This is a genomic window from Helicobacter typhlonius, from assembly GCF_001460635.1.
GTDB classification, from domain to species: domain Bacteria; phylum Campylobacterota; class Campylobacteria; order Campylobacterales; family Helicobacteraceae; genus Helicobacter_C; species Helicobacter_C typhlonius.
Genome location: NZ_LN907858.1, coordinates 1,711,980 through 1,726,377, shown reverse-complemented (window position 1 = coordinate 1,726,377; position 14,398 = coordinate 1,711,980). Strand labels below are relative to the sequence as shown.

Below are 14,398 nucleotides of genomic sequence, written 5' to 3'. Positions count from 1 at the left end.
ATTTTGTGCTAGAATTGCAGAATATAAAATAAGATACAGAGATTCGCAAGGAGCGGCGATGAAGGAAGCCTTGTTTTTTATAGATGATATGACTTGTCAAGCTTGTTCTAGTGGGATTGAACGCGCTTTGGGGCGTAAGAGCTTTTGCGAGAGCATAGAGGTGCATTTGTTGAGTAAAAAGGCGCGTATATCTTATGATGAGAACCAAGCAAACCTAGAGGATATTTTTGCGCTCATAAGGAAAATGGGCTATGAGCCATATTTGGATTTACAGCATAAAGAACAGGATTCTGCACGGAATCCACCTAAAAAAAATCCATTAAGTGCATTAAATGCACTTATAGAATCTTTGGATAATCGCTTTTTGCCACCCAAAAGAAAGCTTATTATTAGTGTTTTTGCGAGTATTTTTACACTTATTTTGTCGTGGGGCGAGATGTTTGGTGTGCTGCATTTATCTTATGAGATAAGCTATTTTGCTATGCTTTTTTTGAGTTTAGTAGTAATGCATATGGGGAGGGTGTTTTATATACGAGGATTCAAAACATTGTTGATGAAAAATCCAAATATGGATTCGCTTATCGCTATTGGCACAACAAGCGCATTCCTATATAGTTTGCAGGGGCTTTTTGGTTTGCATACTCACGCATATTTTGATAGCGTATGTGTGATTATCACGCTTGTGCTTGTGGGAAAAAGTATAGAAAATAATTCCAAAAAAGAGGCACTTGATAGCGCTTCTTTACTTTTAAAGCTCAATCAAAAAAATGTATTACGACTGCGCTTAGATTCTGAATCTGGCATTGACAAAAGTCTGCCTAATGCGCAAAGCGAGAGCATTCTCGCCCAAGATGTGCAAGAGGGCGATATATTAAAGATTTTACCCGGCGATATGGTTGTGATAGATTGTGTTGTGCTGGAGGGTAGCTCACATCTTGATACAAGCGCGATTAATGGCGAGTCTTTGCCAACCTTAGCCAAAAGCGGCGATGAAGTATTTTCTGGTAGCATCAATGTGGATTCTGTGTTGTATGTCCGCGCACAAAAAAATGCAAAGCAATCTACTCTCGCACAGATTCTATTTCTTGTGCAAAACGCACAAGAAAGCAAAGCTCCTATCGCTTCACTTGCTGATAAAATTGCTGCGATTTTTGTGCCGCTGGTAATAAGTCTAGCCCTATGTGCTGGGGCATTTTGGTGGGGAATGCGTGATTTTGAATTTGGTTTAAGCATTTTCATCGCCACGCTCGTTATTTCTTGCCCTTGTGCATTGGGGCTTGCCACACCTATGGCAATTTTACACGCTCAAAGCATCTCAAACAAAATGGGTGTATTTTTCAAAGATGCAAAGAGTTTGCAAAAGCTGGGTGAGATTACGCATATCGCCTTTGATAAGACAGGCACACTTACGCAAGGTTTAAGCATAGAACAAATAGATATATTTGATGAGAATAAAACGAAGCAGGATATTTTTAATATTGCCTTAAGTTTAGAATCGAGTAGCCACCATATCATTGCGGAGGCTTTTAAGACACATCATTTAAGTCAAAATGCCACACTTTTACCCTTAAAAAATGTGCAAAATATCATAGGGAGAGGCATTAGCGCGGAGATAGACAATACTCTATATTTTTTAGGAAATGCCACACTTTTACCTACACATTTGCAAGATTCTATCCACGATGATACTACAAATGATAAAATCGTGTTGTATCTCTTCACAAATGAGAATCTTTTGGCGCGATTTGCCTTGCAAGATTATATCAAAGAAGATGCGATTGCTACTATTTCTAGGTTCAAAGATTGCAATATAGAATCTTCGCTCATAAGCGGAGATAATGCAAATAACACACAAAAAATAGCCGCTAAGCTTGGTATAAGTGATTTTTACGCACAGGTGCTACCAGCTGATAAAATGCGTATTTTGCAAGAAAAAGCACTTAAGTATAAGGTGTTTATGGTGGGCGATGGTATAAATGACGCTCCAGCCCTTGCTAGTGCCTTTGCTTCGGCGGCTTTCACATCTCCGCACGATATTGCTACACAGAGTGCAGATATTATCATCTATAATCACAAGGCGATGAGTATTTATAACGCATACGCGCTTTCAAAGGCGACTATTTTAAACATAAAGCAGAATCTTGGCTTTGCTTTTTGCTATAATGTCGCATTTATTCCTTTGGCAATGGGTGCTTTGGGCGCGTTTGATATATTTTTGCACCCGATGTTTTGTGCATTGGCGATGAGTTTATCAAGCATTAGCGTGGTGTTTAATGCCGCAAGGCTAAAGAAATTTAAGATTCTATAAATATCTATATAAAGGAGCAAAGATGAAGATTGAATTATTGGTAGGTGGAATGCATTGCGGTAAATGCGTGGATAAAATAGAGAAGTTTGTAGGAGAAATAGAGGGGGTAAGTCTTATAGATGTGAATTTGCAGGAAGCAAAAGTAAAAGTAGAGTTTGACACCCCTGCGACACAGGAGGCTATCATCGAAGCAATCCTTGATGCAGGATTTGAAGTTAATGCGAACAATTCTTGATTTTTTTAGGAAGTTTTTTCCATACATTAGAGGGCATTATGCTTCTTTTGCCATAGCTATCGCTTCCGTGCTTGTTGTTGCGCTGTGTAGTGCTGGGATTACATATCTTATTGAGCCATTGCTTGATACACTCTCTGGCAAGATACCTCGCGCTAATCCGCTATTTAGCTTTGAGGAATTAGCGGCAAATAGCAATATGGCTTTGGTTATGGCTTGTTTGCTTGTAGGTGTGTATTTTGGCAAATCTGTGGGGACATATATCCAAACTTATTTTATGAATCTTATTGGGCAGGACATCGTGCGACAAATCCGCGATAGAATGTTAAGGCATATGTTAAGCCTTGAGATGAGCTTTTTTAATCAAATGCGCGGTGGCGAACTAATAGCGCGTATTACAAATGATATTGGTGTTATCCGCTCGGCTGTGTCAAATTACATTACAGAATTTATTAGGGAGAGTGTTACCATTCTAGCTCTTGTGGCAATTACTATTTATCAAAGCCCAAAATATGCTTTCATAGGGCTTATTGTCATTCCTCTCGCACTTATTCCTCTCAATCTTATCATTAAAAAACTCAAAAAATACTCGCGTAGCATACAAGAAAAAAATGCTGACATCACTTCAAAGCTCAATGAAATTTTTAATAATATCGAGGTGATTAAGGCAAGTAATGGCGAGGAGCTCGAGCATAAAAGCTTTTTCGCACAGAATTTGCAGTTTTTTAAAATCAGTATGAAAGCGGTGCGTGTAGGGGAGCTCACGACACCCCTTATGGAGCTTTTGGGTGCGATTATGTTGGCAGTTGTCATTTATATGGCGATATCAGATATTAATAGCGGGGTATTGAGTGCGGCACAATTCTCCTCTTTTGTCGGTGCGCTTTTTTTTATCTATACGCCACTCAAGCGTCTTATCAATCTCTACGCACAAATGCAGTCTGCTATTGTTGCAAGTGATAGAATCTTTGAAATACTCAATCAAAAGCCACAGATTCACGATGGCACATTGCCGCTAGATTCGGCAATTAATGAGATTAAGTTAGAAGATGTGTGTTTCCATTATAATAGCGATACTCACGCACTTAAGGGTGTCAGCGTAAGTTTTCATAAAAATAAAATTACCGCGCTTGTGGGTAAGAGTGGTAGCGGTAAGAGCTCGATTATCAATCTTATTTTGCGGCTTTATGATGCAAATAGTGGTGAGGTTAGCATTAATGGGCGCAATATCAAGGACTACATACAAAAGAGCGTGCGCGACAATATGGCTGTGGTAACGCAAAGAATCTTTATTTTTAATGATAGTATCGCAAATAATGTTGCCTATGGCGGGGTGGTAGATGAAGAAAGGGTGATTGAGGCACTTAAGCTTGCTTATGCGTGGGAGTTTGTAGAGGCAATGCCACAGGGCATACATACGCTTTTAGATGAGTTTGGCACAAATCTAAGTGGCGGACAAAGGCAAAGAATAGCTATTGCTCGTGCGATTTATAAGAATCCCGAAGTGCTTATCTTTGATGAAGCTACTTCTGCCCTTGATACGCAGACTGAGGAGGCAATAAAAGAAAGTATAAGATATTTAAGCAGGGATAAGATTGTCATCATCGTAGCCCACCGCCCAAGCACGATAGAACTTGCGAATGAGGTATTGCATTTGCAAGATGGTAAGGTGATGAATAGAGAGCAGAGGTAGAGTAAAATATGGGTAAAAATCAGCGGAGCTATGAGGTAAAATCAAGCTAGAATCCTGATAGCCTTTAAAGTAGTTTAAAGAGTAAAATATATATTCGCAAAATTGAGTAGAGTTTAATAATAAAAGAGTGTAAAAAATATCAAAAAACAAGTAGCACTTTGGTTTTAAAATATCACGCCTATTCTTGCGCTTCACTTTATTTCACTCACTCAATAGAGTAAAGTGCGATAGTCTATGTGCTAAATAAGCATAAAAGATGAAAGTTTGTGCGGATATTAGCACACAATGGGCGATTTTCATAGCTCTTTTTGAATGGTTAGGCTGAAATTTTGTGTAGATTCTAAAGCGCGTATATTTTTATAGAATCTGTGCGAGATTCTATAAGGATTTAATCCTTATAATATCACAATTATGGTGATTATGGCTCTATTTTGCGGTGCAAAGTGTGGCGAATTGTTCAAATAAAATACGCGCCTCTTTTGGTCCCGGACTTGCTTCCGGGTGATGTTGAACAGAGAAAATAGGCTCATTATTATATTTCACACCCTCAATCGTGCCATCAAATAAATTGCGATGAGTGATAGTAGCAATTTCCTCGATAGATTCCGGCACACAATAGTTGTGATTTTGTGCGGTAATTTCCACTAAGCCACTTTCAAGGTTTTTAATAGGGTGATTGCCCCCGTGATGTCCAAACTTGAGCTTATAGGTGGGGTAGCCGTGTGCGATAGAAAGGAGCTGGTGCCCTAAACAAATGCCAAAAATAGGGATTTTTGCGGATATAAGCTTTTTGATTTGGGCGATTTCATTATGGAGTACCATTGGGTCACCCGGTCCATTTGATAAAAATACACCGCTAATCTCGTCGCTTTCAAAACGCGAGATAATCTCATCGGCATTAAAATGATGAGGCATTACCTCTACTTCTAAGCCTACTGCGCACAATTCATTGAGAATATTACTTTTTGCTCCAAAATCGATTGCCACCACCTTAGCACGAGGCGTGGGCGGAGTGGCAAAAGAAAAATGCGTGAAGTCAAAAATAGAATCTGGGTGCGTGTAAGGGGTTTTGGTAGAGACTTCTTTGATGAAGTCAATTTCGCCTATGGATGGTGTGGATTCTAAAGTGTGTTTGAGCTTTCCTATATCAGCCATCTCTGTGGAGGCAATCATCATCATCGCACCCTGTGTGGTAAGCATTTTGATAAGGGCGCGTGTATCGACATTACAGATTCCCATAATATTGTGTTCTTTTAGGAAAGCGGACAGCTTTTGCTGTGAGCGGAAGTTTGAGACGAAGTCATTATAAGAGGAGCATATTACGCCAGTGCAAGAGGCGCGAGTAGATTCAGAATCTTTGCTATTTGTGCCTACTATACCTATTTCAGGCATACTGAATACGACAAATTGTCCTGCATAGCTTGGGTCAGTGATGATTTCTTGGTAGCCTGTCATCGAGGTATTAAATACTGCCTCCCCTACAAAGCTCCCGCTTGCACCAAAACTCTTTGCCTGTATATATGTGCCATTTGCAAAGTATAAATATACATCACAGAGAGTATCGCTCATAAAATCCCTCTCTTGCGTAATTCTTCCTCATAAAGCTTAGAAAAGAGGGTTTCATACTCTTCTGTGCCATAGATGAGTTTGCGTTTGTATTTTTTGAGTTTTTCACTCACGGCTTCTTCTGCCTTGTCATAGATTTTTGAATACTCATTAATGGCTTTAAAAATGATATTTTTCACAATCGTTTCGGATACTTCAAACCGCAAGGCAGAACGTAATTTATCTAAAATTTGATGAGAGAGGTCGCTACATCGCTCTTCCCACGCAAGATAAAAATTCTGCTCATTCGCAATTTGACGCTTACACATTCTAAAAAGCTCTCGCTCGTCCATATTAAAATCTTCTATCTCATCACTACGAGCCTCGAGAATCTCACGCACTTTTTCATTAATACTCATTTCTCTTTGGATATTTTCTTCCAAACATTCAAGGGCGATTTTTGCGATATTATCAATGGTGGAGTGTAACTCTATATGCGGGGAGTTGCCTAAATCAAGGCTGATTTTATTTGCGATATATGGTGCGTGGTGTATTTTTAACCTCATAAATTTATCCTTGCTTAAAATGACGCATATTGTAACGTGTTTTAAGTAAAAATGCCTTTAAAACAAAATATCTTCGTCAAGATTCACAATGGGTGTTTTGGTAGGAATTGGTGAATTGTCGGTGTAATAAAAATCGCCATAGTCGAGCGTTTTTTGCCTCACACCTTCGGGCACTTTGAATCTACGCGTAATACCAGGGTCAAATGTGAGGACTTTAGAGAAAAAGTAGGCAAATGCAGGGGGAGCGACTATACCGCCAGATTCATTTGGTCCTATGGGTGTATTATCATCACGTCCATACCATACAATTGCTTGTATATCGGGTGTGAATCCACAAAACCACGCATCCACATTGCGATTTGATGTCCCTGTTTTGCCAGCCACCTCTAAACCAACTATACGCGCCCTTGAGCCTGTGCCACGATTGACCACATCGCGTAAAATATCAATCGTCAAAAACGCCTGCGCAGCGGTGGTAATATGACTAGATTCTGTAGGGGAGCTATACACATTCTCACCACTTCTATTAATCGTGGCTTGTATGAGTGTTGGCTTTAAAATTGTGCCATAGTTTGAAAACATAGAATACTGCTTTGCGACTTCGAGGGGAGAGAGCTCAAAGCTACCCAATACGATAGACATATTGTCTGGGATATTCTCAAAGCCATCGTGCTGAAGGGATTGATAGAGGCTATTAAAGCCAATATTTTGATCCACGAGATTGATTGTGGCAAGATTGCTCGAAGTGCGAAGAGCGTCTTTAAGTGTCATAAATCCATTAAATTTTGTCGTGTAGTTTGAGGGACGCCATACTTTGCCTTCACGCTCTTCTGTGGTATCGGCTGCTGCTTCATTCGCGCCTTTTGTGTTGAATTTACGTGGCACATCGGGGACAAAAGTCGCCGGAGAATCGCCCCTATCAAATGCGGTTTGATAGATAAATGGCTTTATAGAGCTGCCAAGTTGTCTTTTGGCTTGAGTGGCACGATTAAATTTATTTTTCACATAATCCACTCCGCCAACTAGTGCTAGAATCTTGCTATTATGTGTATCGGTAACAACTATGGCACCATTTAAGGTATCATTGCTCAAATCGCCATCAAAAGTTTTCGGGTAACGTTCCACGAGTCGTTTGTTAATTTCTGTATAACCATAAATGAGGGCTTCCTGTGCGGCTAATTGATAGTCGAGATCAATGTTGAGCTTGATATGGTACCCGCCGGTTTTGAGATCCTTGATGTGAGATAACTCACGCAGAACTTCATCAACTACATAGGGAGCGATATTTTGCGTCAATGTCTCGTTAAATACATCCGGAGTTTCTTTCAGCGCAGTTTGCTGTTCCTCTTTTGAAATCCATCCAATGTCATAAAGTCTATCAATAATATCGTTTGCTCTTGCCATTGAGAAGTTTTTATTTTTTGTGGGGTCATAGAAGCTAGGGGCTTTAGGTAGTCCTACGAGCATACAAATCTCTTTGAGAGTAAGCTCATTTAGGGATTTGTGAAAATACCCAAATGCCGCAGTCTTAATGCCGTGATAACCGTGCCCAAACGAAATACGATTAAGATAAAGCTCCAGAATCTTCTCTTTGCTCAAATGCCGCTCGATATGGATAGCAAGCATTGCCTCTGTGAGTTTGCGTTTGAGGGTTTTTTCTGGGCTTAATGCAATATTTTTGATAAGCTGTTGTGTGAGTGTGCTGCCACCTTCGACATAGCGCATATTCTTAATATTTTTAAGCATAGCACGTGAGATAGCATCGGGATTGATACCGATATGCTCAAAAAAGAGCGTATCCTCTACTGCCAAAAGAGATTCTATAACGCGTGGTGGGATTTCATCAAAAGTCGCATAGAATCTAAAATTTTCATCGGTAAAGACATTAGCGATGAGCCTGTCTTTTCTATCTACAATCTGTGAGGCAAGGGCGAATTGATAATTTTTGATTTTGCTTATCTCTGTCTCCACTTCGTAAAAAAGATTGACGAGGTAGCCACAGGCACCCGCGCTTACTATGACAAAAATCACAAAAAAACTATATCTTATCCTCTGCCACATAAAATTTTATATCCTACGTCTTTATTATGCCTGTTCTTGGTTCTCTTGTGAGATTGGCGCAGATATATCCTGCAGGAGTTGTGTCTCTAGCTTTTTAATCTCGTGCGCTATTTCATCGTGCTTTTCTATATACATATCAAAGATCGCCTGCATTACGCCATCAGAGCTTTTTTCCATTGCAACGATTTTAGAATCTATAAGCGTTTTGGGGCAAGGCTGTGATTGGTCGGCAAATGTTTGTGCTAAGGAGATTGCTTCAGTATGCACACCAGCGTGGAAAGCATCAAGAATTTTGTAGCCTTGAGTATTAGAGAATGTAGTCTTACCATCGCCTTCAAAATACCACTTACCTAAGCGGCAGTTGCGATGATCTACGCAGTTAAAGCTATTGCTTAAGCCAAATATGTAAGAGTAAAGATTGTTCTTATATACCACGTGGTCAAGCTTTGCCAACACACAGAAGATTCTATTGCTGAGGTTGAATGTGCTATTTTTGGTGATGAGACTACCTATTTTGAGGTTATTCACAATAGAGTGGAGTTTTACCACGCCATCACGCACATTACCAGTAGCCTCATTTGTCTCTTCTGTGCTTGTTTGAATATCATTTGCCTCTTGTTGCATTGATTTTACAACAACTGCTATTTCTTTTGTAGCCTTTTGTGTTTTTTCGGCGAGTTTTCGCACCTCATCAGCGACCACGGCAAAGCCTCGTCCGTGCTCCCCAGCTCTCGCTGCTTCAATAGCTGCATTGAGCGCAAGGAGGTTTGTTTGTTCCGCAATATCATCAATAAGCGAGATTACGCTTGTAATTTCATTGCTTCTTTGTGTGAGTGAATCCACCAAATCAGAAGCGATTTGCATTTTTTCATACAAAACTTCAATTTCTTCTAATGCCTTTTTACTCATATCTAAGCCATCATCAGCTGATTGTGCCGCATTTGTAGAATATTCTGCTACTTCGCCAGATTCTTTAAGAACATTTTGCAACGATTCTTGAGTGCCTGTAATCCCTTCTTTAAGGCTTTTTGTATAGACTTCAAAGAGATTTGTGCCCGTGCTTGTATCGGTGAGAATCTTAAGTGGCAGAATAGAGTAATACACAACATCTTCGAAACGTGAGCTTACCACACTATATTCATCACGATTGCAATGCACGGTTTTGGCTTCTTCATTGAGTTGCTTGACGACACAATCAAGCCCCTTAAAGTCTTGTGCAATATTATTTTTATACACTATCTCACCACCCTTAAGCCCCACGATAGCTTCTGCTTGAGAGAAACCTACGAGCATTTTATAAGCTTCAAGCTCTTTTGTAAGAGACGCTATTTGCGCATCTCTTTCCATTATTTGTTGTTGCGTTGCCTTGCTAGAACCAAACATCTTTAGACTCCTTTTTTTGACTACAAATTAAAGCCACAGCAAACATTATACCATTTTTTTGAAACAAAAAATTCAAATGTGGCTAAATATTCAATGCAAATCCATAAGGATATGTAATCGTATCAAAAAATATGCCCTAACTTCCACATATATAAATTCTATATTTACGGTATATTTTACATAAGATTTTGCACATCTTTATTATGATAAGATTTATTATTTGCATTTTTGCATACATTATTGCTATAATTCCTTACAAAATAAGAATCGTAGCTATCATTTTGTAAGGAGACACAAATGAATATGAATGCTAATCACCGCATAGAAACTTTGGATTCTATACTTGAACGTTTGCGCACTTCCATAAAGAAAAATGAACTTAAAAACTCCAAACAGCGTGAGGAGATTATTTCTGTACTTTATAAGAGTGGCACACACTTAAGCCCAGAGGAGATTACAAATGTCATCAAAACAAAGGATAAAAATGCGAGCATCTCATCGGTGTATAGAATCCTGAGTTTCCTTGAGAAAGAGCATTTCATTACCGCGCTTGAAGCCGATAAGAGTGGCAGACGTTATGAAATCGCAGCAAAAGAACATCACGACCATATCATTTGCCTCACTTGTGGCGATATTGTGGAGTTTGTCGATAGTGATATTGAGCGATTGCAGGTAGAGATAGCAAAGCAGTTTGGCGCGCATCTTGTCAGTCACGATATGCGCCTTTTTGTGAAATGCTCTAAATGTCAGGGATTATAAGATTCTAGAGTTTTAAGAATCTTTGCTCCATTTTGCATCATCTCGTTAGAAACAACACTAAGGCTTTTAAATTCGTGTCTTAGGCTCATATACACTAAAATCACAAAGGAAAGATATGGATTCTTATGAATATGGCGAATTACTCAAGAGTTTGCATATAAAATGCGAGAATATCGCAAAGATTCTGAATCCTGCGGATTTGCAAAAAGAGCTTGAGAGGATTGAAGCCATTCAAAGTGATGAGGCATTTTGGAATGATGCGCAAAAAGCCACAGAGGTGGCGAAGCAAAAGCGCAAGATTGAAAGAATCTTGGGTAGTTTTAATGCAGTGAAACAAGAGCTTGATGATGCACAAGAACTCTATGAAATAGCCACAAGCGAGGTGGATTCTAGCACTTTGGAGCTCCTTTTTGAATCTGCTCCCTCCCTGCAGGAGCATATCCAAAAGAGTGAAATTGATGTTATGCTTAGTGACGAGAGTGATAGCGCGAATGCCATTATCACGATTCAACCCGGAGCGGGTGGGACAGAGTCGCAGGATTGGGCGAGTATGTTGTATCGTATGTATTTACGTTGGAGTGAGCGCAGGGGATTTAAGGTAGAGTTGCTAGACTTGCAAGATGGTGAGGAAGCGGGAATTAAGGGTGTAGCGTTTATCATCAAGGGTGAAAATGCCTATGGCTATGCAAAATGCGAAAATGGTGTGCATAGGCTCGTGAGAATTTCACCCTTTGATGCTAATGCCAAGCGACACACAAGCTTTGTGAGTGTGCAGGTAAGCCCAGAGCTTGATGATGATATACAGATTGAAATTGAGGATAAGGATATACGCATTGATACCTACCGCGCGAGTGGTGCGGGCGGACAGCACGTCAATAAAACAGAATCTGCGATTAGAATCACGCACTTCCCCACAGGCATAGTCGTGCAATGCCAAAATGATAGAAGTCAGCACAAAAATAAAGCCACCGCAATGAAAATGCTTAAATCTAAGCTCTATGAGTTAGAGAGGCAAAAAATGAGTGAGGGGAGCAATAATAGCGAGAAAAGTGAGATTGGCTGGGGACATCAAATTAGAAGCTATGTCCTCGCTCCCTATCAGCAGGTTAAAGATTTGCGCTCCAACTTTGCCACGAGCGATACAAATGGCGTGCTAGATGGGGATATAGACGCGCTTATAGAATCTGTTTTGGTGCATACAAATATTAAAGATAAAGGCGAGTAGGGTGGTTTAGATTCTAAAAATTGCATTTTTAGAATCTTGTTTGGTTGCTTGGTGGATTTACAAGGTAAGGTTTGTCAAATTTTAATCCTACTGCCCGAAAAATAATTTACCTACAGCTATAAATGCCTCTCTTAACTCGTTTTTAAAGGTATAAATAATCGTAGAAATCGTAAGAATTAGCACGACAAATGCAATAGCGATTTTCACAGGAAAGCCGATAGCTAGGAGATTGAACTGCGGATGAGTTTTCATAATCATACCAAAAATAACATCAGAAAATAAAATAATGGCTAAAACAGGAAAAGCCATAGAGAATCCCACCGCAAAGACATTGCCAAAAGCCTTTACAAAATACGCCACGCTTTTTGGTTCAAAGACAAAGCTTCCAAGTGGCGTGGCATTAAGGCTATGCGATATAATAAGAAAAATCGTATGATGAAAATCAAGACTCAAAGCAATCAACAAGCCCAAAATTGCAATGAGTTGCGCAATAATAGGCTTCTGTGTCCCACTCACAGGATCATAAGCACTTGCCATTGTAAGCCCCATAGTGAAGCTAATAAGCTCCCCACCAAAACTAAGCATAGCAAATACGATTTGCAAACAAATAGAGGCGATGAAGCCTAGCATTACCTCAAACAGAGCCGCAATAAGAAACTCAACCATAGTCATATCTGGCAAACTAGCACTTGCTAAAGGAAAAAACGCCACGCTCATAAAAAACACCATTGCCGCACGGACATTAATGCTAATGAGTTGATTATCAAAAAAGGGAAAAAACGCAAACACTCCGCCAAAACGTGCGAGTAAAAGCAAAAAAACCGCGACATTATATGGTTGAGTAATGTAAGCGACAAGCTCCATTCACTAGTCTTTAAACTCTTGATAGCGTAATTTTGCTTGCTCTAAAACTTCTTGCGCACTTTTTAGACTTTGCATACCTTTTTCATATAGAGCGAGAGATTCTTTAAGTGTAATTTCTTGCGAATTGAGCTTAGTGAGAATAAGCCTTGCTTTTTCGAGTAACTCCTCAATGTCCTCGGGCTCTTTATTTTGTGTAGATTCTGAATCTGTGCTTATATCATCTGTATATTGTAAATCTGCTTGAGAGTTAGGCTCTGCACTTAAAAGTGTAGGTTTTGCTTTACTTTGCTTTTTGCTTGACATTTACAATCCTTAGCCGTGGTAGTTTGGTGCTTCTTTTGTAATATCCACATCATGCACGTGAGATTCTCTAAGTCCCGCAGAGGTAATCTCCACAAACTGCGCCTTTTCCCACAATTCACCCATATCCTTGCTACCCAAATAGCCCATTGATGATTTGAGCCCACCGATGAGTTGATGAACGACATCGCCCACTTTACCACGATATGGCACACGCCCTTCTACACCCTCTGGCACGAGCTTATCCTGTGCTGTGCCTTCTTGGAAATATCTATCCGCACTGCCCCTTGTCATCGCGCCAAGACTCCCCATACCGCGATAGCTCTTGTATTGTCTGCCTTGATAGATAATCAAATCACCCGGTGATTCTTCAGTCCCTGCTAGAAGTGAGCCTATCATTACGCTTGAAGCCCCAACTGCAAGTGCTTTAGCAATATCACCCGAATATTTTATACCTCCATCAGCAATGATTGGCACATTATGCTTTTTTGCCACTTGTGCGCACGAATCAATAGCAGAGATTTGAGGCATACCCACTCCCGCGACAATGCGCGTGGTGCAGATACTGCCCGGACCTATACCGACTTTTATCGCATCAGCCCCTGCATTAATCAAATCCTGTGTGGCTTGTGCTGTTACGACATTGCCTACGATGATGTCAATGGCGAGTTTGGATTTAATCTTTTCTAAAGTTTTAATGGCATTGACAGAATGTCCGTGCGCACAATCAAGCACGAGCACATCAGCCCCAGCTTCTGTTAGTGCCTCTGCTCTCTCAAACTGCTTCACGCCAATAGCTGCCCCCACTTTCAATCGCCCGAAGTTATCCTTGCAGGAGTTAGGATATTCTATACGTTTTTGTATATCTTTAATAGTGATAAGTCCCTTTAGCGTGTAGTTTTCATCGACAATGGGGAGTTTTTCGATTCTATTTTGATGCATAATTTCTTTTGCTTCTTCTAGTGTTGTGCCAACCTTAGCAGTAACAAGTGAATCTTTTGTCATTAGCTCACCCACGAGCTTATTGAGGTTGTGTTCAAAGCGCACATCTCGGTTTGTGAGGATTCCAATGAGTTTGCCATACTCATCAACTACCGGCACACCTGAAATCTTATAATTATCAGTAATTGCTTTCGCATCAGCTAAAGTGCTATCCGCACGGATATAAATAGGATCAACAATCACACCGCTTTCACTTTTTTTCACGCGTTTAATTTGCTCTACCTGCGTGGCAATATCCATATTTTTATGAATAATCCCAATCCCTCCTAATCGCGCCATAGCAATAGCTGTGCGATATTCTGTAACCGTATCCATTGCCGCGCTTATAAGGGGGATATTAAGCGCGATATTTTTGCTTAGCATCGTTTGTGTATTGACCTCTTGGGGGAGGATTTGAGAATACGCAGGGATAAGCAGGACATCTTCAAAAGTGAGAGCTTTTTGTATGATTTTCATTTTT

Annotated in this window: 12 protein-coding genes; 5 read left to right on the top strand and 7 right to left on the bottom strand. The window is 40.1% G+C overall.

Translation table 11 applies throughout. The features are described 5' to 3' along the window. Window positions 1–58 precede the first annotated feature (58 nt). Genes BN2458_RS08560 through BN2458_RS08550 form a run of 3 tightly spaced genes read left to right on the top strand, consistent with a single transcriptional unit; the run spans window position 59 to window position 4,233 of the window. Window positions 59–2,308 carry a heavy metal translocating P-type ATPase gene (locus BN2458_RS08560; protein WP_034327139.1) on the top strand — a complete coding sequence of 750 codons (2,250 nt, stop codon included), beginning with the start codon at window positions 59–61 and terminating at the stop codon, window positions 2,306–2,308. A gap of 22 nt (window positions 2,309–2,330) precedes the next feature. Next, window positions 2,331–2,543, top strand: coding sequence for a copper ion binding protein (locus BN2458_RS08555; RefSeq protein ID WP_034327140.1), 213 nt, complete (start codon window positions 2,331–2,333; stop codon window positions 2,541–2,543). Beyond that, window positions 2,527–4,233 (top strand): ABC transporter ATP-binding protein, encoded by a 1,707-nt coding sequence (locus tag BN2458_RS08550; protein ID WP_034327150.1) that lies wholly within the window; start codon window positions 2,527–2,529, stop codon window positions 4,231–4,233. Before BN2458_RS08555 ends, BN2458_RS08550 begins: the two co-directional genes overlap by 17 nt. A gap of 426 nt (window positions 4,234–4,659) precedes the next feature. On the opposite strand, the gene carA is transcribed toward BN2458_RS08550, so the two are convergent. The 4 genes from carA to BN2458_RS10775 are packed head-to-tail and all read right to left on the bottom strand — an operon-like array spanning window position 4,660 to window position 9,788. Then, entirely contained in the window at window positions 4,660–5,802 is a 1,143-nt protein-coding gene (carA, locus tag BN2458_RS08545) for a glutamine-hydrolyzing carbamoyl-phosphate synthase small subunit (RefSeq protein WP_034327141.1), read from the bottom strand. After that, window positions 5,799–6,344 carry a DUF507 family protein gene (locus tag BN2458_RS08540; protein ID WP_034327142.1) on the bottom strand — a complete coding sequence of 182 codons (546 nt, stop codon included), beginning with the start codon at window positions 6,342–6,344 and terminating at the stop codon, window positions 5,799–5,801. Before BN2458_RS08540 ends, carA begins: the two co-directional genes overlap by 4 nt. A 57-nt stretch (window positions 6,345–6,401) precedes the next feature. Beyond that, window positions 6,402–8,405 carry a transglycosylase domain-containing protein gene (locus BN2458_RS08535; protein ID WP_034327143.1) on the bottom strand — a complete coding sequence of 668 codons (2,004 nt, stop codon included), beginning with the start codon at window positions 8,403–8,405 and terminating at the stop codon, window positions 6,402–6,404. A gap of 24 nt (window positions 8,406–8,429) precedes the next feature. Further along, entirely contained in the window at window positions 8,430–9,788 is a 1,359-nt protein-coding gene (locus BN2458_RS10775; protein WP_052082170.1) for a methyl-accepting chemotaxis protein, read from the bottom strand. A gap of 303 nt (window positions 9,789–10,091) precedes the next feature. Between BN2458_RS10775 and fur the strand changes: the two genes are divergently transcribed. Together fur and prfB are read left to right on the top strand one after the other, a co-directional pair. Next, window positions 10,092–10,547, top strand: a complete 456-nt coding sequence (gene fur / locus BN2458_RS08525) for a ferric iron uptake transcriptional regulator (RefSeq protein ID WP_034343437.1) — start codon at window positions 10,092–10,094, stop codon at window positions 10,545–10,547. Window positions 10,548–10,662: 115 nt separating this feature from the next. After that, on the top strand, window positions 10,663–11,772 hold the full coding sequence (prfB, locus tag BN2458_RS08520) for a peptide chain release factor 2 (RefSeq protein ID WP_034327144.1): 1,110 nt from the start codon (window positions 10,663–10,665) through the stop codon (window positions 11,770–11,772). Window positions 11,773–11,859: 87 nt separating this feature from the next. Here the strand turns inward: prfB and fliR are convergent, their stop codons facing one another. From fliR to guaB, 3 genes are read right to left on the bottom strand one after another with little or no spacing between them, the layout of a single operon-like run. Further along, the gene (fliR, locus tag BN2458_RS08515) at window positions 11,860–12,636 is read right to left on the bottom strand and encodes a flagellar biosynthetic protein FliR (protein ID WP_034343364.1); all 777 of its coding nucleotides are present in this window, start codon (window positions 12,634–12,636) and stop codon (window positions 11,860–11,862) included. Between the two features lie 3 nt (window positions 12,637–12,639). Next, window positions 12,640–12,939: an exodeoxyribonuclease VII small subunit gene (xseB, locus tag BN2458_RS08510; protein WP_081951483.1), complete on the bottom strand. Its 300-nt coding sequence runs from the start codon at window positions 12,937–12,939 to the stop codon at window positions 12,640–12,642. Window positions 12,940–12,948: 9 nt separating this feature from the next. After that, window positions 12,949–14,394 carry an IMP dehydrogenase gene (guaB, locus tag BN2458_RS08505; RefSeq protein WP_034327474.1) on the bottom strand — a complete coding sequence of 482 codons (1,446 nt, stop codon included), beginning with the start codon at window positions 14,392–14,394 and terminating at the stop codon, window positions 12,949–12,951. Window positions 14,395–14,398 lie beyond the last annotated feature (4 nt).

What these genes read in the sequence shown, in the direction of transcription:
- BN2458_RS10775 (WP_052082170.1), bottom strand. Translation starts at nt 9,788, where the DNA reads ATGTTTGGTTCTAGCAAGGCAACGCAACAACAAATAATGGAAAGAGAT.
- xseB (WP_081951483.1), bottom strand. Translation starts at nt 12,939, where the DNA reads ATGTCAAGCAAAAAGCAAAGTAAAGCAAAACCTACACTTTTAAGTGCA.
- BN2458_RS08560 (WP_034327139.1), top strand. Translation starts at nt 59, where the DNA reads ATGAAGGAAGCCTTGTTTTTTATAGATGATATGACTTGTCAAGCTTGT.
- carA (WP_034327141.1), bottom strand. Translation starts at nt 5,802, where the DNA reads ATGAGCGATACTCTCTGTGATGTATATTTATACTTTGCAAATGGCACA.
- prfB (WP_034327144.1), top strand. Translation starts at nt 10,663, where the DNA reads ATGGATTCTTATGAATATGGCGAATTACTCAAGAGTTTGCATATAAAA.
- fliR (WP_034343364.1), bottom strand. Translation starts at nt 12,636, where the DNA reads ATGGAGCTTGTCGCTTACATTACTCAACCATATAATGTCGCGGTTTTT.
- fur (WP_034343437.1), top strand. Translation starts at nt 10,092, where the DNA reads ATGAATGCTAATCACCGCATAGAAACTTTGGATTCTATACTTGAACGT.
- BN2458_RS08555 (WP_034327140.1), top strand. Translation starts at nt 2,331, where the DNA reads ATGAAGATTGAATTATTGGTAGGTGGAATGCATTGCGGTAAATGCGTG.
- BN2458_RS08535 (WP_034327143.1), bottom strand. Translation starts at nt 8,405, where the DNA reads ATGTGGCAGAGGATAAGATATAGTTTTTTTGTGATTTTTGTCATAGTA.
- BN2458_RS08540 (WP_034327142.1), bottom strand. Translation starts at nt 6,344, where the DNA reads ATGAGGTTAAAAATACACCACGCACCATATATCGCAAATAAAATCAGC.
- guaB (WP_034327474.1), bottom strand. Translation starts at nt 14,394, where the DNA reads ATGAAAATCATACAAAAAGCTCTCACTTTTGAAGATGTCCTGCTTATC.
- BN2458_RS08550 (WP_034327150.1), top strand. Translation starts at nt 2,527, where the DNA reads ATGCGAACAATTCTTGATTTTTTTAGGAAGTTTTTTCCATACATTAGA.